Source organism: Microbacterium croceum (genome assembly GCF_023091245.1).
In the GTDB taxonomy this organism is placed as follows: Bacteria; Actinomycetota; Actinomycetes; order Actinomycetales; family Microbacteriaceae; genus Microbacterium; species Microbacterium croceum.
In genome coordinates this window covers 2,900,514-2,918,778 of record NZ_JAHWXN010000001.1, presented here as the reverse complement: position 1 = coordinate 2,918,778, position 18,265 = coordinate 2,900,514, and the positions used below count along the sequence as shown (strand labels likewise).

The following is an 18,265-nucleotide window of genomic DNA, read 5'->3' as shown; positions in this document are numbered from 1 at the left end:
GTCGGCTGATTCCCCAGGTCTCAGCCTGTAGCCCCCGCTACGCATAGCAGAGTATCGCGATTTCTTCATGTCCGCCATTTGGGGGACAAAAATTTCTGAGAAATCTGTTCATCACACTGGGTGTTCTCCTCGACGGCCCACGTTCCTAAGGTGGAGACATGGACAGAACGCTCGTGTGGACCGCGCAGGTCGCCATCCCTTCCGGACATCGGGTCGAGGTGACCGAGCAGACCGATCCGCTCACGCAGGCACCGGTGCTCGTGTCGCTGCTCGATCTGGACACGGGCATCCTCTACCGTCGCGCGGAGGAGCCTCTGGGCGATCTCGCGCGCTGGCTCGGCCGGGTGCTCGAGTGCACCGTGATCGTCGAAGCCCGCGTTGCACGTACGATCCTCACCGTCGATCCCGTCGGCCCCGGTGCGGTGGGATCGACGGTGGCGCTGCGGGGAGCTGATGCGGCAGCGGATGCGGCGAAGGCCGAGGCCGATCGGTGGGGTGGGGTCGACCGGCCGCCGGCGGAGGAGCCGGAACGGTTCTGGTGACCCTCTGCTCACCGGAAGTCCCGAGAGCGATGCGTCAGCCCCGTGCGCAGGTCTTCGAAGGCATCGGCCAGCACGTTCACCACGCCTTCGGGTGAGCGCTCCAGGATGCCGCGGATGATCAGCGCGGGGGAATCACGCGCGACCCGGCGATAGCGATTCCACACACCTGTCGAGCAGACGACGTTGACCAGACCGCTCTCATCCTCGAGGTTCACGAAGGTGACGCCGGCCGCCGTCGCCGGACGTTGACGGTGGGTGACGAGTCCGGCGACCTCGATGCGGCGACCCACCTCATGCTTCTGCAGATCCAGCGCCGTGAGCACCCCTCGCTCCGTCAGCGCCGAGCGGAAGTGCGCCATCGGATGGTCGTCGGTGGAGACGCCGGTCGCCCAGAGGTCGGCCGAGAGCTGCTCGTAGCTGGTCTGATCGGAGAACAGCGGCGGCTGTACCGACACCGTCGTGCCCGGCAGGAATCGGGCGCGGTCCTCGGCGGCGGCGCCCGCGAGCCAGATCGCCTCCCGTCGCTCCAGTCCCAGACATGCGAAGGCGCCGGCGGTGGCGAGTGCCTCCAACTGTGCGGCAGTGGCGTCCGTGCGCCGCACCAGATCATGCAGGTCGCGGTAGGGGCCGTTCTCCTCGCGCTCGGCGACGATCCGCTCGGCCAGAGGGGCACCGATCCCGCGTACCCCGCCGAGTCCCAGACGCACGGCATATCCACCGTCTCTGCGGTGAGCCGCGGCCTCGTCGGGGGCGTCCCTGTGGAAGCGCAGCGTGGGCGGCTGCGGATCCGCGAGGCAGGAGTCGAGACCGGTGGGAGTGCGCGGTGTGGTCGCGGTGAGCGGTTCCATCGTCTCGGTCGCCCCCGAGGCCTGCAGATCGGGGCGCCGCACCTCCACGCCGTGGCGCCGCGCATCGGCGGTGAGCGTCGCCGCCGAGTAGAAGCCCATCGGCTGGGAGCGCAGGAGCCCGGCCAGGAACACCCCGGGGTAGTGCAGCTTCACCCAGGAACTGGCATAGACCAGCAGCGCGAACGACAGCGAGTGCGACTCGGCGAAGCCGAAGTTCGCGAACGCCTGGATCTGCGCGTAGATGCGATCGGCATCGTCACCGATCAGGCCGCGCCTGGTCATGCCGGCGTAGAGCTTCGCCTTGACCTTCTCGATCTTCTCGAGGCCGCGCTTGGAGCCCATCGCCCGTCGCAGCAGATCGGCCTCGTCGGCCGTGCAGTCACCCACGGCGGTCGCCATCTGGATCAGCTGCTCCTGGAAGATCGGGATGCCCAGCGTCCGCTTCAGGATGTCTTCCAGGTCGGGGTGCGGGTAGGGAATCGTGAAGTCCACCGGCTTCTCACCGCGTGCCACCCGTTCCCGGTTCTCCTCATCGTTGCGGTCCTTCGCCATCTTGCGACGCACGAAGGGGTGCACGGCCCCGCCCTGGATGGGACCGGGCCGGATCAGGGCGATCTGGATCGTGAGGTCGTAGAAGCTCCGCGGCTGCAGACGGGGGAGCAGACCGATCTGGGCACGGGACTCCACCTGGAACACCCCGATCGAGTCCGCACGGCAGAGCATGTCGTAGACGGCCGGCTCCTCCTTCGGGATGGTCTCCAGGGTCCACCGCTCACCCGTGGCCTCGTGGATCAGGTCGAAGCAGTGCTGCAGGGCGGCGAGCATCCCCAGCCCCAGCAGGTCGAACTTCACCAGTCCCATCCACGCCGCGTCGTCCTTGTCCCATTGGATGACCGTGCGATCCTCCATCCGGGCATGCTCCACCGGCACCACCTCGCCGACGGGGCGGGCGGTGAGCACCATCCCCCCGGAGTGGATACCGAGATGGCGGGGGGCCTTCAACAGCTCGCCGGCGTACTCGATCACGTTCGCAGGGATGTCATGCTCCTCCGCGACCTCCAGCCCCGTGCTCCAGCCGTCCACCTGCCGCGACCACGCGTCCTGCTGGCCGGGGGAGAAGCCGAGAGCCCTGGCCATGTCGCGCACGGCGTTCTTCGGGCGGTATTGGATGACGTTCGCGACCTGCGCCGCCCGTTCGCGCCCGTATCGGCCGTAGACCCACTGGATGATCTCCTCGCGCCGCCGGGAGTCGAAGTCCACGTCGATGTCCGGTTCCTCCTGCCGGGTGGTCGCGAGGAAACGCTCGAAGGGGAGCTTGTAGAGGATCGGATCCACGGCGGTGATGCCCAGCAGATAGCAGACGGCGCTCGCCGCGGCCGACCCGCGCCCCTGGCAGAGGATGCCGCGGCGCCGCGCCTCCGCCACGATGTCGTGCACGATGAGGAAGTAGCCGGGGAAGTCCTTCTCCTCGATGACGTCGAGCTCGCGGCCGATGCGGCGCCGCCCGTCGTCATCCAGCCGCGGGTATTTCGTGGGCACGGCCTCCCAGACCAGGGAGCGCAGCCAGCTCATCGGCGTGTGCCCCTCCGGTACCTCCTGCTGCGGGAGAGCCGGTCGGGCCCTGCGCAAGGGGAAGGCCGATGCGGCAGCCAGCTCGAGGCCGTAGGAGATCGCTCCGGGGTACCGCCGGAAGCGGGCCGTCATCTCCGCGCCGCTGCGCAGATGGGCGCCGCCGTGCGCGGGGAGCCAGCCGTCGAGATCGTCCATGCTGCGCACCGCCCGCACCGCGGCGACGGCCTCGGCCAGCGGGGCGCGGGCCGGCGTCGCATAGTGCACGTTGTTGGTCGCCACCACCGGCAGACGCATCCGGGTGGCGAGCTCGGCGAGGGCGTCGTTGCGGCTGCTGTCCTGCGGGTCGCCGTGGTCGAAGAGCTCGACGGCGACGTGGTCGGCGCCGAACAGGTCGACGAGCAGCCGGAGAGGAGTCTCGGCATCGCCGTTCTCCAGTCCCCGTCGCACGCTGCCTTTGCGGCATCCGGTGAGGATCGTCCACTCTCCACCTGCGCTCGCCGCGAGCTCGTCGAGGTCGTAGACGGGGCGCCCCTTCTCGCCGCCGCGCAGCTGGGCGGTGGTGATGGCCCCGGACAGCCGGTGATACCCCTCCATCCCACGGGCGAGGACCAACAGGTGGTCGCCCAGCGGATCGGGGGTGCCCCGCTGCGGAGCGGGCAGTTCGAGTGAGAGCTCGGCGCCGAACACGGTCTGCAACGGTGCCTCCATCAGATCGGCGACCTCGGCGAAGCGGGCAGCCCCGTAGAAGCCGTCGTGATCCGTGAGTGCCAGAGCCGTGAGGCCGAGCCGTTCAGCCTCGGCCAGAAGCTCCTCCGGCGATGAGGCGCCGTCGAGGAAGGAGTAGGAGGAGTGCGCGTGCAGCTCGGCGTAGGGCACAGCATCCGCGGGGCGGGGGATGGGTGCGGGTGGGGTCCGCTGTCGTCTTCGGCTCACCGGCCCGGGGTCGGCGCGCGCTCCTCGGGGCTCGGCGACAGTCGGGTGCGCAGGGGGCTCCTCTCCACTGAGCGTGCGTTCCAGCTCGTTCCAGGACAGCGGTGGATTGTGCCAGCCCATCAGCGATACCTCCCCTCAGCCCACCAGCGCTCGCCGGTGCAGAACACCAGCCAGGCGCGGTTGCGGTCATCGACGATCTGCAGCCGATGCCCTTTCTTGCCTCCGCCCGCCGTCCACCGGTGCTCATGGATCGGCCAGGGGCCCGCCCACCCCTGCACGACGCTCCCGTTGATCCGTGCCGGGGCGGCGGACAGCGCCCCGCGTTCATCGACGCTGATCGTGCTGCCGTCTGCCGCGTCCACTCCGATGGGGCGGGGCGGACGGAACACCTCAGCCGGCAGCGGATCGGGCAGGCTCCCCGGCCAGGGACGAGTGGGATCGCGGGGGGCGACCGGGCGCTCGCCCCATGGAGTGAGCACCTGCCGGTCGGCGAGCCACCGCCCTCCTGAGAGCGCGGCGGTGACCACTCCCTCGTGACCGAGCATCGTCTGCACCCGCGAGACGGCATGGTGCAGGCGCTCATCGGTGCCGGAGCCGAACAGGCCCGGCTGATGATGCGCCGCGTCGTCCACCGCCACCGGCACGATGCGCACGGCGGAGATGCCGCCGAACGCCCGCGCCTCGTCGACCGGATCCTTCGCGTTCTGCGCAGCCAGGGCCTCGAGCTGCCACCGGATGCGGTCGACCAGATCGGAGGCGTCGAAGCAGGTGGGGTGCAGCCAGGTGCGGGAGAACACCAGTCCGTTGTCGTCGGTCAGATCGATCCGGACCTCGGTGCACACGAGCGACGCCTCGCCCAGGGCCACCAGCACCCCGTCGGCGGTCTGTCGCACGGCGAAGGCCACCTGGTCGGCTCCGGCCAGAGGGGTCTCGAACTCCACGCTGCGCACCAGCTCGGGGTCGGGCGGGCGCGGGACCAGAGGCTGGGAATCCGCGCCGGCCGCGAGGGCATGCAGGCGGGCTCCGCGCTCGCCGAAGCGGTCGCGCACCTCGATCGCGGGGAGCGCCGTGAACTCGCCGAGCGTGCGTACGCCCAGTCTGATCAGGAGGTCGGGGATCTGCTCGTCTCGCAGCACCTGCACGGGGTAGGGGGCCAGGAAGTCCTTCGACAGCCCCGCGGGGACGACCGTGCGAGGGCGAGGCCCTCTGGCGGCGATCTCGGCGGTGAAGGGGCCGTCCGCGACGCCGATGCGGACTTCGGGCAGGCCGGCCTCCGTGAGGACAGCGGCGAGGGCATCCGCCGCCGCGGCCTCTCCGCCGTGATAACGGGAGATCCCTCTGGCGCGCAGCACGGCCAGTCCGGGTCGGAGCTGGGCGACCCCTGGCGCGTGCTTCTCGATGAGCTGCAGCACAGGGAGGAAGGCACGCTCGTCCCGCGCGGCATCGTGGGGGAGCACCTGCAGGGAGGACAGATGTCCCTGGGCGACGCGTCGACGTTGCCCCGAGCGCACGCCGTGCTCCCGCGCCGAGGCCGTACAGGCCACGACGGTGTTCGCCTGCACCAGCGCAGTGGGCGGGTGCGGCGGCGGCCCACCGAGTGCGGCGCGCAGCGGCCAGTCCGGGAACCACAGCACGAGGACGCGGAGCGGGGCGTTCATCCGGCCTCCGCCCAGAAGGAGAGCTCGTGGTCGGGAGCGGTGTTCCGTGGGGAGGCTTCGGAGGGCAAGGAGGGCAAGGAGGGCAAGGAGGGCAGGGAGGGCAGAGCGGTGAGCTCGGGGCCTCGCCGCTCGGAACTCGACACATCGACGCTCAACGGCTCCACCAGGCCGCGGTTGCCGGGGAGGCGCACCTGCACGCGAGAGGGCATCGGGGCGCGCCTGGTGCGGGCGGTCACCGTGACGGTGCAGTCGGAGAGCAGCCCCCAGCCGGCACCGAGGCCATGCCAGTGCGGGTCGTCGATGTGGATCGAGCCCTCGCTCTGCGGCCATTCGCCGGCGGAGGAGGCGGCGACCAGCAGCGTGCATCCGCGGTCGCGCAGACGCGCGCTCAGACGCGAGATGTCGGCATCGCGCGCGCGGCTCGCCGGATGGACGACGATCAGGGGGATGACCTCGGCGAGGGCCGAGGTCGCGGCGAGCCAACGGTCGGCGGGGTCGGGGACGAGGATCAGCCGGGAGAGGTCGATGCCGAAGGCGGCTGCGGCCTCCACGCCCAGGGTCGGCATGCCGACGACCGCGCTCCAGTGCCCCTTGCGGGAGGCCGCGCTGAGCAGGGCGAGCACCAGGCTCGGCGAGGGCGTGACGGTGTATGCGGTGCCGGTCACCAGCCCCTCCTCCGGCAGCAGCGAGGCGAATGCGGGGTCGAGGGGGAGCAGCGCATCGTCACTGCGGCGGCGCTGCATGCGGCTGATCTCACGGCGCAGCCGCAGCACCTCTCCGGCGCGGAAGTCGCCCGTCGGAGAGAGCGCGGTCACCGCATCGAGCCCGATCCCCATGATTCCATCCTCGAAGATATATTCGAATAAAGCAAGTGGTGATGATCACGGTAATTCGTACATCCGACATTGCGGAAGATGCTGCCGTGCGGACCCGAGTCGCGGTTATCCACAGCCGTCGGACGCATCCGACGATGATCTCCTAGCCTGCCGACATGGATCTGCGCACCGTGCTCGTGGCCCTCGTCCATCTGGCGCTGGCCGGCATCGGCGCCTGTCTGATCGTGATCGACGTCCGCACGCATCGGCTGCCGAATCGCATCGTGCTGCCGACCCTGGCGGGGCTGCTCCTGCTCGTGCTGCTCGATGCGATCGGCACCGGAGGGACGCGCACCCTGCTCCGTGCTCTCCTGGGGGCGTTGATCCTCGGCGGCTTCTATGCAGCGCTGCGTCTGCTCAGCCCCGCCGGGATGGGAGGCGGCGACGTCAAGCTCGCGGTGGTCATCGGACTGCTCCTCGGCTGGCATGGCTGGCAGGCGCTCGCGGTCGGAGCCGCCTCGGCCTTCGTGCTCGGTGCGCTCTATGCGCTGGTGCTGATCGCTCTGCGCCGTGCGGACGGCAAGACGCGCATCGCCTTCGGGCCGTGGATGATCGCCGGCGCGGTCGTGGGCATCGCCTGCACCTGAGCGGAACGCCGTCGGCGCTGGCGCTGTCGGGGGAAGGCAGGGCTAGGGTGATGTCATGGCACTCGCGCGACTTCACGGCGGCCCGCTGGACGGGCAGATCATTCCTCTGGGCGATGCGGACGACAAGCTGATCGTCCCCTACAGCGAGACGCAGGTGGTATACAACCGCCGCGGCGAGCCGGCGAACACCGGCACGAACGACGGGCCCACCGAGATCGACTACTGGTACGACGAGGCGCTCGAGGACATCAGTCCTTCGGATGACTGAGCCCTCTCGCACGGTCGAGGTCGAGCGCAAGTACGACGTCGACGTCTCCACGCCCCTGCCGCTCTGGCAGGGGATCCCGGGAGTCGACGCCGTGACGGCCGGTGAGGCGCGCGCACTCGACGCTCGCTACTTCGACACCGACGACGGAGCGCTCTCCCGCGCCGGCGTCGCCCTGCGTCGCCGCACCGGAGGTCCGGACGAGGGCTGGCACGTGAAGGGGCCACGGGAAGGCGATGGCCGACTCGAACTCGGCTGGCCGCTCGGTGAGGGTGAGGAGCTTCCGGAGGCGGTCGCGACCATGATCGCCCGCTGGACCACGGCGCCGTTGAGTCCGCTCGCGCGCATCGAGAACGACCGCACGGCCTATCTCCTCACCGGGCCGGACGGCGTCATGGCGGAGTTCGTCGATGATCGCGTCCGTGCCACGGATCTGCGCCGGGGAGCGCAGCGAGAATGGCGCGAATGGGAGATGGAGCTCGGACCGGCCGCACCCGCGGATGCCGCGGGCAGGGAGTCCTTCTTCGCCGCCGTCGAGCATGCGGTCCGTGCCGCCGGTGGACGCGACTCCGCGTCCGGATCCAAGCTCGCGCGCGCCCTGGGGTTCTGAGCCGCATCGCAAACACGCCGACACGGCGCAAGCCCCTTTCCACGATGGTCTCCGGGGTGCTTGAGTGACATCATGAGTCGCCCTGCCGTGCTGAGATCACTCCAGACGATCGTTCCGGATACCGTGCTCCGGCAGGATCAGATCCGGGACATCTTCGGCTCGCAGCCCGATCTCGGACGGCTGGCGCAGCGGATCGTGTCCACATCGTTCACCGTCTCGGGCATCGACACCCGCCACACCGTGATCGACGAGTTCGCGCCCACCGCGGCGCCGGAGCATCCGGTCTTCTTCGATCGCACCGCAGGTGCGCTGCTGTCCCCGAGCACGGGGACGCGAAACGAGGTCTACGTCCGCGAGGCGTTCCCGCTCTTCGTCGCCGCGGCCCGTCGAGCTGTCGAGGCAGATCCCGACATCGAGGCGAGCGACATCACCCATGTCATCACGGTGTCGTGCACCGGCTTCTTCGCGCCGGGTCCCGACTACGAGATCACACGCTCCCTGGGGTTGGGCGACAGCGTGCAGCGCTACCATCTCGGCTTCATGGGCTGTTACGCCGCCATGCCCGCGTTGCGCGCGGCGAGTCAGTTCTGCGCGGCGGACCAGAATGCGGTCGTCCTGATCGTCAGCGTCGAGCTGTGCACCCTGCACCTGCGCTCCTCGGAGGACCCCGACACGATCGTGGCCTCCTCGCTGTTCGCCGACGGGGCCGCGGCCGGCATCGTGACCGCGCGTCCTCTCGCCACCACGCTGCCCGCGCTGCGGCTCGACGGATTCCACACGGCGATCGCTCCGCAGGGCGAGAGCGACATGGCCTGGATGATCGGAGACTCCGGGTTCGAGATGGTCCTGTCGACCGCGGTGCCGCAGATCATCGGGGAGACGATCATCGATGCCCTCCGTCCGCTCTATGCGAGAGAGGGCGACCTGGTCACGGCTTTCGACGGCGGCACGATCGGCGAGAAGGTCGCGCACTGGGCGATCCACCCCGGTGGGCGCGGCATCCTGGATCGCGTGCAGGAACGCCTCCACCTGAGCGATGCGCACCTGCATCCGGCCCGAGAGGTACTCCGCGAGAACGGCAACATGTCCAGCGCGACCGTGCTGTTCGTGCTGAAACGCATCCTGGAACAGGAAGGGGCGCAGCCGGGTGAGCGGGTCGCCGCCATGGCCTTCGGACCGGGGCTGACCGCCGAGAGCGCGCTGTTCACGGTTGACGAACCGGGGCCCCGTGCGGCCTGACCTGTCGACCAGGGCCGTCGATGCCCGCGAGCTGATGGATGCGCCGGATGCGGATGAGCGGATGCTCGGTCGCACCTACGACCGATTCCGCATCGTCAACGCCCTGGTCTCGCGTCCCGGCGGCGTCTACCGCCGCGACGTCCGCCCGCGTGCGCGCCACGGCCGCGTGCGCATCCTCGATGTGGGAGCCGGTGGGGGAGATCTGTGCCGCGACCTCGCCAGACGGCTTCACCGTGATGGATTGTCGGCCGACATCACCGCGTTGGACGCCGATGAGCGTGCGATCAGGTGGGCGTCGGATCACGACGGCGGTGCAGGGATCCGATACCGTTGCGCGTTCTCGCACGAACTGGTCGCGGAGGGAGCGCAGTTCGACGTCGTGCTCTCCAACCACGTGCTGCATCATCTGTCCGATGCCGAGCTGCCGCGGATGCTGCAGGATACGCGGGCGCTGGTCGGAGACACCGGGGTGGTCGTGCACCATGACATCGCCCGCGCCGACGCCGCCTACGCGCTCTATCGAGCCGGCACCGCTCCGTTCTCCGGCACAGTGCTGGCCGGGACCTTCATCCGGGAGGACGGACTGATCAGCATCCGCCGCTCGTACACGGCGCAGGAGCTGGCCGCGGTGGTGCCGCAGGGGTGGACCGTGCGCACGAGGATGCCCTTCCGGCTCGAACTGCGCTGGAACCCGACGACCCCGTGACGACGAAGGCCCGATCCGCAGCAGCGGACCGGGCCTTCGTGACGCGAGTGGATCAGAAGTTGATCATGTGACCGGCGAGGCCATGGAAGCCCTCCTGCAGCGCCTCCGACAGCGTCGGGTGCGTGTGCACGTTGCGCGCCAGCTCGAGAGCCGTGAGGTCCCACTTCTGCGCCAGGGTGAGCTCCGGCAGGAGCTCCGAGACGTCGGGACCGATCATGTGCGCGCCGATGAGCTCCAGGTGCTCGGCGTCGGCGATCAGCTTGACGAAGCCGACGGGCTCGCCGAGGCCGTGCGCCTTGCCGTTCGCCATGAACGGGAAGGTCGCGACCTTGATCTCGCGCCCCTCATCCTTGGCCTGCTGCTCGGTGAGGCCGAACGAGGCGACCTGGGGGGAGCAGAACGTGGCGCGCGGCATCATGCGGTAATCGCCGAGCGTCTGGGTCTCCGCGCCGCCGATGGTCTCGGCCGCGACGACGCCCTGGGCCTCGGCCACGTGGGCCAGCTGCAGCTTGGCGGTCACGTCGCCGATGGCGTAGATGCCCTCGACGTTGGTGCGCATGTGGTCGTCGATGTCGATCGCACCACGCTCGGTGAGCTTCACGCCGGTGTTCTCCAGGCCGAAGCCCTCGACGTTCGGGGCGAAGCCGACCGACATGAGAACCTTGCCGGCCTCGATCGAGCTCTGCTGCCCGTCCTTGCCGGTGTACGTGACGGTGACGGACGAGCCGTTGTCGACGATCGTCTCGACCTTGGTCGAGGTGAGGATGTCGACGCCGTAGTTCTTGTACTGCTTCGTGATCTCCTTCGACACGTCGGCGTCCTCGTTGGGGAGCGCGCGGTCGAGGAACTCGATGATCGTGACCTTGACGCCGTAGTTCGTCAGCACGTAGGCGAACTCCATGCCGATGGCGCCGGCGCCGACGATGACGATCGATTCCGGAAGCTCGCGCGTCATGATCTGCTCTTCGTACGTCACGACGTTCTCGCTCAGCGTGACGCCGGGGAGCAGACGCACCTTGGAGCCGGTGGCGATGATCACGTTGTCGAACGTGACCTCCTCCGTCGACCCGTCGGCCTTGGCGACCGAGATCGTCTTGGGGCCGGTGAAGGTGCCGCGACCGTTGTACTCGGTCACCTTGTTCTTCTTCATCAGGAAGTGGATGCCCTTGACGCGCCCCTCGGCGACCTCGCGGCTGCGATCGAACGCCTTGCCGAAGTCGATCGTGAACTCACCGGAGATGCCGAAGAAGTCTGCCTTGTGGTTCAGGGTGTGCGCGAGCTCCGCATTCTTGAGGAGGGCCTTGGAGGGGATGCAGCCCACGTTGAGGCAGACACCGCCCCAGTACTTCTCCTCGATGATGGCGGTGGACAGGCCGAGCTGCGCGCTGCGAACCGCAGCGACGTATCCACCAGGACCTGCACCGAGGATGACGACGTCGTAATGAGGCATGCGTCAAGCCTATCGTCCCGTGGAGGGGTCGGAATCGGTCGCGGAGGCGTTCTTCCTGGCGCGCACGGTCCACCAGACGAGCAGTGCCGCGATCGCGGCGATGCCGCCGATCGACAGGGCCCAGATCCACGCAGAAGCGCTGGACGGGGCGTCGGCATCCGGCGCCGGCGTCGTCGTCGCTTCCGGTGTGCTGGTGGACTCCGGCGAGGGGGCAGCCGTCGCCGGTGCCGTCGTGGGGGTGGCGTCTGGCGCGGGGAGGGAGCTCGCGGTGACGGTGAAGAAGAACTCCTCCGACGTGGGGTGGCCGTCGCTCGAGACGACCTTCCAGATGACGTGGTACTCGCCGGCAGCGGCCTCGGCCTTCAGCGGCTGTGTGACGATCGCCCCGTCCACGGTCGGCTCGCCGTCGGTGACCGAGTTGCCTTCCGCGTCCGTCACGACGACCTCGGTCGCGCCTTCGCCGGTGATCAGCTTGGCGCTGAAGGTGAGCGTCAGCTCGTCGGGGAGCGTCTCCACGGTGCTGTCGGCCGCCGGCGATGACGACACCAGGGCATCGTGGGCGGACGCGGCGAGCGGTGAGAAGAGCACCAGGAACGCGGCGAGGAGGGTCGCGGCCAGCGCGACGGGGACGGCGGGGAAGCGGCGGGCTGTGGTCTGCACCCTCACAGCCTATGAATCTCCGGTATGGGATGCCTGAGTGTGAAGGCGGCCTCCCAGGACCGCTCCGGAATCCGTTAGTCTGGATGACGAGGAGGGCACAGTGACAGACAGCGACAGCCGACCGGCAGGTGACTCGGCCATTCACCGTTCCGGCGAACAACGACACGACGTGACGCAGACGTTCGGACACGATTCGGACCTGTCCTTCGTGCCGTTCGGTGTGGAACTCACCGATGTGGAGCAGGCCGCGATCGCCGCTCTGCCCTCAGGATCAGCGCTCCTGCTGGTCCGCTCCGGCGCCCTCGCCGGAGCCCGGTATCTCCTGGATACCGACGTGACCACTGTCGGACGCCACCCCGAGGCCGACATCTTCTTCGACGACGTGACCGTGTCCCGTCGTCACGCCGAGGTCACCCGCACCGGGACGACCTTCGAGATCATCGATCAGCGCTCCCTCAACGGCACCTATGTGAACGGTGAGCGTGTCGACCGCAGCCCGTTGGTCGACGGATCCGAGGTCCGGGTCGGCAAGTTCCGCCTGAACTTCTTCGCCTCACCCGTCGATCGCCCCACGGCGAACAACTGATGGCGGCCTCTCCCGCCCGCGAACGCTCTGCGTCCGCGGGCCTGTTGAGTATCGGCCAGGTGCTGGCCAGACTCACACCGGAGTTCCCCGAACTGACCTCCAGCAAGTTGCGCTTCCTCGAGGTCCAGGGAATCGTGACGCCTTCCCGGACCGAGTCGGGTTACCGCAAGTTCTCCTCGGCCGACATCGAGCGGCTCCGTCTCGGCCTCACGTTGCAACGCGACCACTACCTGCCGCTGAGCGTCATCCGCGAGCAGCTCGACGAGGCCGAGGCGCGGGGTGAGGGCGCTGCTCTCACGCCGCCTCCGTCCATCGCGCCCGCGCCGCGTCGCTACCGTCGCGACGAGCTCCTCGCCGCGGCCGGGGCAGGGCCTCAGCTGCTCAACGACGCGATCAGCACGGGTGTCATCACGGCGCAGGAGAGCTATTCGGAGTCGGTCGTCACGCTGCTGCGCGGCCTCGTGGCGCTCGACCGTCACGGCATCGAACCGCGGCACCTCCGTTCGCTGCGCCAGGGCGCCGAACGCGAGGTCGCACTCATCGAATCCGCGATGTCGGCACTGCTCCGTCGCACGGATGCCGCGTCGCGCGCCAAGGCGAGCGAACTGGCTCCTGAACTGGCCACGAAGATCGACGAGGTGCGCTCGCTCTTCGTCAAGGATGCGTTGTCGCGGGTCCTTTCGTAACGAACTGATTGCGACACACCTTCGGTCTCGCGCGGATGTCATTGCTGCTGCCTGGGCACTGCTCTACCGTGGAGATAACCGTTCCAGGGAGGATTTCAGATGAATGCGGATGAGCTCGCAGGAGACCCGCGCTTCGTGCCCGAACTCCTCTTCACGGACGGTCTTCCGGCCATGGACGATGAGGTCGGCTACCGCGGCGCTGTCGCCGCACGCGCCGCCGGCATCACCTACCGTCAGCTCGACTACTGGGCCCGCACCGAACTCGTCGAACCCACGGTTCGCGGGGCCAACGGCTCCGGGTCGCAGCGTCTTTACGGCTTCCGCGACATCCTGGTGCTCAAGCTCGTCAAGAGTCTGCTGGACACCGGAATCTCACTGCAGCAGATCCGCACTGCGGTGGAGGAGCTCCGCCGCGCCGGCATCCGCGATCTCGCCGGGACGACTCTGATGAGCGACGGCGCCTCTGTCTACCTCTGCACCTCGAACGACGAGGTCATCGACCTGGTCAGCCGTGGTCAGGGAGTGTTCGGCATCGCGGTGGGCAAGGTCCTGCGCGAGGTCGAGTCCACGCTCGTGCAGTTCGATGCGACCGCGCCCGACCCGGTCGACGAACTCAGTGCCCGTCGCTCCCAGCGCTCCGCCTGACGAACGTCTGCATCACGCAGAACGGCCATCCTCGACGAGGATGGCCGTTTCGCTGTGTGCGCGTGTACTGATCAGTTCTGGGTGCCGTTGTCTGCGACGGCGATGCGTCCGGTGCGGATGATGCGGTCGAGGAGCTGATCGAAGTCCGCAGCGAGCTCCTGGGCGGAATCGCCGGGCCAGATGTGAAGCGGCTTCGCTGCGCCCTGCGCCTGCTGCAGCGAGGTGCGCTCCGGCAGTTGGGGCGAGAGGACGAGCGGGCCGAACATGTCGCGGAGTTCCTTGATGCGGAACTGATGCTCGATGGACTGCGGGCGTACGCGATTTACCACGATGCCGAGCGGCTGAAGACGAGGCGAGAGACCGCGACGGATCTCCTCGATCGCGCGCAGGGCTCGGTCGGCGGCGGCGACGGAGAAGAGTCCGGGTTCGGTGACGACCATGACACGGTCGCTGGCTGCCCATGCCGTGCGCGTCAGGGCGTTCAGCGACGGCGCGCAGTCGATCAGCACGAGGTCATAGTCGGCTTCGACGGCGGCGAGCGCTTCCTCGAGCTTCCACACGTCGCGCACGCTGGGGTGCGGACCGTCGAAGTTGATCGCCGAGGGGCTGCCGATGAGCACGTCGATGGTGCCGGGATGCACCTTGGCCCACCCGCTGGAGGTGATCGCCTGTCGGACGACCTTCTCCTTCGGGTTCGCCAGGACATCGGCGATGTTGAGCCGACCTGCCACCTGGATATCCATCCCGGTGGACACATCGGACTGAGGGTCGAGGTCGACGACGAGAGTACGGACGCCTCGGGCGAAGGCCGCTGAGGCCAGGCCGAGGGTCACGGTCGTCTTGCCGACGCCTCCCTTGAGAGAGCTGACGCTGAGTACGTGCACGGACTCCACGTTACCTTCCCCTAGGCTGGGGGAACACTCAGCCCCGCCCCATGTGCGTCGAAAACGGCGCCCATCGAGCTTTCAGAGGTGTGCATGTTCAAGAAGATCCTTGTGGCAAACCGTGGCGAGATCGCGATTCGTGCCTTCCGTGCGGCAGTAGAAGTCGGGGCGAGAACCGTCGCCGTCTTCCCGCATGAGGACCGTGGTTCCGTTCATCGGTTGAAGGCCGATGAAGCCTACGAGATCGGCGAGCGGGGTCACCCTGTTCGCGCCTACCTGAGCGTCGACGAGATCATCCGTGTCGCGCGCGAGTCCGGTGCTGACGCGATCTACCCCGGTTACGGGTTCCTCTCCGAGAACCCGGAGCTGGCGGAGAAGGCGGCGGCGAACGGCATCGTCTTCATCGGACCCCCCGCTTCGGTGCTCGAGATGGCGGGCAACAAGGTCGAGGCCAAGCGGCACGCGATCGAGGCCGGTGTGCCGGTGCTGCGCTCCACCGAGGCATCGGATGACGTCGAGCTGCTCGTGTCGCAGGCGGAGGAGATCGGATTCCCGCTCTTCGCGAAGGCCGTCGCCGGTGGTGGCGGTCGCGGCATGCGGCGCGTGGCCACGGCCGACGAGCTCGCGCCGGCGCTTGCCGAGGCGATGCGCGAGGCTGCCAGCGCGTTCGGTGACGCGCGCATGTTCCTGGAGCAGGCGGTCGTGCGGCCTCGCCACATCGAGGTGCAGATCCTCGCCGACAAGACCGGCGAGACGGTCCACCTCTTCGAGCGCGACTGCTCGGTGCAGCGCCGTCACCAGAAGGTCGTCGAGATCGCCCCGGCCCCGAACCTGGATGACAGCGTCCGCACCGCTCTGCACGGCTACGCGGTCGCGTTCGCGCGGTCGATCGGCTACGAGAACGCCGGCACTGTCGAGTTCCTGCTGGAGACGGCGGGGGAGCGCGCCGGCGAGGTGGTGTTCATCGAGATGAACCCGCGCATCCAGGTCGAGCACACGGTGACCGAGGAGGTGACCGACGTCGACCTCGTCCAGAGCCAGATGCGGATCGCGGCGGGGCAGTCGCTCGCGCAGCTGGGTCTGCAGCAGGAGAACGTGCACCTGCGCGGCGCGGCGCTCCAGTGCCGTATCACCACGGAAGACCCGACCCAGGGCTTCCGTCCGGACACGGGGAAGATCACGACCTACCGTTCGCCTGGTGGCGCCGGCATCCGCCTCGACGGCGGAACCGTGCACCAGGGCGCACAGATCAGCCCCCACTTCGACTCGATGCTCGCCAAGCTCACCTGTCGCGGGCGCGACTTCCCGGCAGCCGTCGCGCGTGCGCGTCGTGCGCTGGCCGAGTTCCGCATCCGCGGCGTCTCCACCAACATCCCCTTCCTGCAGGCACTGCTCGAGGACGAGGCCTTCATCGCGGGAGACGTCAGCACCTCGTTCATCGACGAGCGCCCTGAGCTTCTGCGCGGCCGGGTGTCGAAGGACCGCGGAACCAAGATGCTGAACTGGCTCGTGGACGTCACCGTCAACAAGCCGCACGGTGCGCACCCCGGTGTCGTGGACCCGCGGACCAAGCTCCCGAGCATCGACCTGACCGCGCAGCCCGTCGCCGGCTCGCGTCAGCGACTGCTGGAGCTCGGCCCTGAGGGCTTCGCGCGGAGCCTGCGAGAGCAGACCGCGCTCGCGATCACCGACACGACTTTCCGCGACGCTCATCAATCCCTGCTGGCCACACGCGTGCGCACGAAGGACCTCGTCGCCGCGGCGCCGTACATCGCGCAGCTGACGCCTGGTCTGCTCTCGGTCGAGGCCTGGGGCGGTGCGACGTACGACGTCGCGCTGCGGTTCCTCGGCGAAGACCCGTGGGAGCGCCTCGACAAGCTGCGGGCGGCCCTGCCGAACGTCGCGATCCAGATGCTGTTGCGCGGGCGGAACACGGTCGGCTACACCCCGTACCCGACCGCGGTGACCGATGCCTTCGTGGCAGAGGCCGCAGCAAGTGGTGTCGACATCTTCCGCATCTTCGACGCGCTCAACGACGTCGAGCAGATGCGACCGGCGATCGATGCGGTGCGTCGTACCGGCACCGCTGTCGCCGAGGTGGCCCTGTGCTACACGGGTGATCTGCTCAACCCGGCCGAGGACCTCTACACGCTCGATTACTACCTCGAGCTCGCCCAGCAGATCGTCGATGCCGGAGCGCACATCATCGCGATCAAGGACATGGCGGGTCTCCTGCGTCCTGCTGCCGCCGCCACGCTCGTCGCCGCACTGCGCGAGCGCTTCGATCTGCCGGTGCACCTGCACACGCACGACACGCCGGGCGGTCAGCTCGCCACCCTGCTCGCCGCCAGCGCCGTGGGAGTCGACGCCGTGGACGCGGCCTCCGCCCCGCTGTCGGGAACGACCAGCCAGCCGTCGCTCTCGGCACTCGTCGCGGCGCTCGCGCACACCGACCGCGACAGCGGCATCGATCTCGGGGGAGTCTCCGATCTCGAGCCCTACTGGGAGGCAGTTCGTCACCAGTACGCGCCGTTCGAGTCCGGGCTGCCGGGCCCCACGGGCCGCGTCTACCACCATGAGATCCCCGGCGGTCAGCTGTCGAACCTGCGCCAGCAGGCGAAGGCACTCGGACTCGCCGACGACTTCGAGCTCATTGAGGACATGTACGCCGCGGCCGACCGCATCCTCGGACGGGTGCCGAAGGTGACGCCGTCTTCGAAGGTGGTCGGCGACCTCGCCCTGCACCTCGCCGCCGTCAAGGCGGACCCCGCTGACTTCGAGGCGAACCCCGAGAAGTACGACGTGCCCGACTCGGTCGTGGGTTTCATGGCCGGAGAGCTGGGCGACCTGCCCGGTGGATGGCCCGAGCCCTTCCGCACGAAGGTGCTGGCCGGTCGCTCGGTGCGTCCCGGCGTGACGGCCCTCACGGCGGACGATGAGGCGGCTCTCGCCGGCGACAGCGTCACGCGGCGTGCGCGGCTGAACACGCTGCTGTTCCCGGCGCCGACCCAGGAGTTCACGCAGATGCGCGAGCTGTTCGGCGACCTCTCGGTGCTCGATACGAGCGACTACCTCTACGGTCTGGTGCAGGGACAGGAGCACCTGATCGAGATCGATAGGGGCGTGCAGCTCTACGTCGGGCTCGAAGCCATCGGCGACGCGGATGATCGGGGCATGCGCACCGTCATGACGACGCTGAACGGTCAGCTGCGCCCGGTGTTCGTCCGCGACCGTTCCATCGCGGTGGACGCGCACGAGGTCGAGAAGGCCGACACCTCGGTGCCCGGTCAGGTGGCCGCTCCGTTCTCCGGAGTCGTGACGCTCAAGGCCGATGTCGGCGCCCACGTCAGGGCCGGCGAACCGGTCGCCTCGATCGAGGCGATGAAGATGGAAGCGGCCATCACATCGCCCATCGACGGCGTCGTCGAACGTCATGCGATCAGCGAGACGCAGCAGGTGGATGCGGGAGATCTTTTGGTCGTGATCCGTCCCGCGCACTAATCTTGTGCGGGCGAGGGC

The 18,265-nt window shown here is 68.8% G+C and carries 16 protein-coding genes; 10 read left to right on the top strand and 6 right to left on the bottom strand.

Features of this window, described 5'->3' with window-relative positions:
- Nucleotides 1–158: 158 nt before the first annotated feature.
- Nucleotides 159–542 carry a hypothetical protein gene (locus KZC51_RS13850; protein WP_247630524.1) on the top strand — a complete coding sequence of 128 codons (384 nt, stop codon included), beginning with the start codon at nucleotides 159–161 and terminating at the stop codon, nucleotides 540–542.
- Nucleotides 543–550: 8 nt separating this feature from the next.
- Here KZC51_RS13850 and KZC51_RS13845 read toward each other — a convergent pair whose 3' ends face one another.
- Genes KZC51_RS13845 through imuA' form a run of 3 tightly spaced genes read right to left on the bottom strand, consistent with a single transcriptional unit; the run spans nucleotide 551 to nucleotide 6,389 of the window.
- Nucleotides 551–4,015, bottom strand: a complete 3,465-nt coding sequence (locus KZC51_RS13845; protein WP_247630523.1) for an error-prone DNA polymerase — start codon at nucleotides 4,013–4,015, stop codon at nucleotides 551–553.
- Nucleotides 4,015–5,553 (bottom strand): DNA polymerase Y family protein, encoded by a 1,539-nt coding sequence (locus tag KZC51_RS13840; RefSeq protein WP_247630522.1) that lies wholly within the window; start codon nucleotides 5,551–5,553, stop codon nucleotides 4,015–4,017. The genes KZC51_RS13845 and KZC51_RS13840 overlap by 1 nt, the downstream gene beginning before the upstream one ends.
- Nucleotides 5,550–6,389 carry a DnaE2-dependent mutagenesis accessory factor ImuA' gene (gene imuA', locus KZC51_RS13835; RefSeq protein WP_247630521.1) on the bottom strand — a complete coding sequence of 280 codons (840 nt, stop codon included), beginning with the start codon at nucleotides 6,387–6,389 and terminating at the stop codon, nucleotides 5,550–5,552. Before imuA' ends, KZC51_RS13840 begins: the two co-directional genes overlap by 4 nt.
- Nucleotides 6,390–6,544: 155 nt before the next feature.
- Between imuA' and KZC51_RS13830 the strand changes: the two genes are divergently transcribed.
- The 5 genes from KZC51_RS13830 to KZC51_RS13810 all read left to right on the top strand — a co-directional run bounded on the left by KZC51_RS13830 (nucleotide 6,545) and on the right by KZC51_RS13810 (nucleotide 9,835).
- The gene (locus tag KZC51_RS13830) at nucleotides 6,545–7,015 is read left to right on the top strand and encodes a prepilin peptidase (protein ID WP_247630520.1); all 471 of its coding nucleotides are present in this window, start codon (nucleotides 6,545–6,547) and stop codon (nucleotides 7,013–7,015) included.
- 55 nt (nucleotides 7,016–7,070) lie between these two features.
- Entirely contained in the window at nucleotides 7,071–7,283 is a 213-nt protein-coding gene (locus KZC51_RS13825) for a response regulator (protein ID WP_247630519.1), read from the top strand.
- Nucleotides 7,276–7,890 carry a CYTH domain-containing protein gene (locus KZC51_RS13820; RefSeq protein WP_247630518.1) on the top strand — a complete coding sequence of 205 codons (615 nt, stop codon included), beginning with the start codon at nucleotides 7,276–7,278 and terminating at the stop codon, nucleotides 7,888–7,890. Before KZC51_RS13825 ends, KZC51_RS13820 begins: the two co-directional genes overlap by 8 nt.
- Nucleotides 7,891–7,962: 72 nt before the next feature.
- Complete coding sequence (locus tag KZC51_RS13815) at nucleotides 7,963–9,129, top strand: type III polyketide synthase (protein ID WP_247630517.1); 1,167 nt, start codon at nucleotides 7,963–7,965, stop codon at nucleotides 9,127–9,129.
- A complete protein-coding gene (locus KZC51_RS13810) occupies nucleotides 9,119–9,835 on the top strand; it encodes a methyltransferase domain-containing protein (protein ID WP_247630516.1) in 717 nt (238 codons plus the stop codon). Before KZC51_RS13815 ends, KZC51_RS13810 begins: the two co-directional genes overlap by 11 nt.
- A gap of 52 nt (nucleotides 9,836–9,887) precedes the next feature.
- On the opposite strand, the gene lpdA is transcribed toward KZC51_RS13810, so the two are convergent.
- The gene (gene lpdA, locus KZC51_RS13805) at nucleotides 9,888–11,285 is read right to left on the bottom strand and encodes a dihydrolipoyl dehydrogenase (RefSeq protein ID WP_247630515.1); all 1,398 of its coding nucleotides are present in this window, start codon (nucleotides 11,283–11,285) and stop codon (nucleotides 9,888–9,890) included.
- Nucleotides 11,286–11,294: 9 nt separating this feature from the next.
- Nucleotides 11,295–11,945 carry a copper resistance CopC family protein gene (locus tag KZC51_RS13800; RefSeq protein ID WP_247630514.1) on the bottom strand — a complete coding sequence of 217 codons (651 nt, stop codon included), beginning with the start codon at nucleotides 11,943–11,945 and terminating at the stop codon, nucleotides 11,295–11,297.
- Nucleotides 11,946–12,045: 100 nt separating this feature from the next.
- On the opposite strand from KZC51_RS13800, the gene KZC51_RS13795 reads away from it, so the two are divergent.
- The 3 genes from KZC51_RS13795 to KZC51_RS13785 all read left to right on the top strand — a co-directional run bounded on the left by KZC51_RS13795 (nucleotide 12,046) and on the right by KZC51_RS13785 (nucleotide 13,862).
- Nucleotides 12,046–12,531: an FHA domain-containing protein gene (locus KZC51_RS13795; RefSeq protein ID WP_247630513.1), complete on the top strand. Its 486-nt coding sequence runs from the start codon at nucleotides 12,046–12,048 to the stop codon at nucleotides 12,529–12,531.
- Complete coding sequence (ftsR, locus tag KZC51_RS13790; RefSeq protein WP_247630512.1) at nucleotides 12,531–13,217, top strand: transcriptional regulator FtsR; 687 nt, start codon at nucleotides 12,531–12,533, stop codon at nucleotides 13,215–13,217. The genes KZC51_RS13795 and ftsR overlap by 1 nt, the downstream gene beginning before the upstream one ends.
- Before the next feature lie 99 nt (nucleotides 13,218–13,316).
- Nucleotides 13,317–13,862, top strand: a complete 546-nt coding sequence (locus KZC51_RS13785; protein WP_281731757.1) for a MerR family transcriptional regulator — start codon at nucleotides 13,317–13,319, stop codon at nucleotides 13,860–13,862.
- Between the two features lie 71 nt (nucleotides 13,863–13,933).
- Here the strand turns inward: KZC51_RS13785 and KZC51_RS13780 are convergent, their stop codons facing one another.
- Nucleotides 13,934–14,746: a ParA family protein gene (locus KZC51_RS13780; RefSeq protein ID WP_141871624.1), complete on the bottom strand. Its 813-nt coding sequence runs from the start codon at nucleotides 14,744–14,746 to the stop codon at nucleotides 13,934–13,936.
- Nucleotides 14,747–14,839: 93 nt separating this feature from the next.
- Here KZC51_RS13780 and KZC51_RS13775 point away from each other — a divergent pair, with 93 nt between their 5' ends.
- Complete coding sequence (locus tag KZC51_RS13775) at nucleotides 14,840–18,247, top strand: pyruvate carboxylase (RefSeq protein ID WP_247630511.1); 3,408 nt, start codon at nucleotides 14,840–14,842, stop codon at nucleotides 18,245–18,247.
- Nucleotides 18,248–18,265 lie beyond the last annotated feature (18 nt).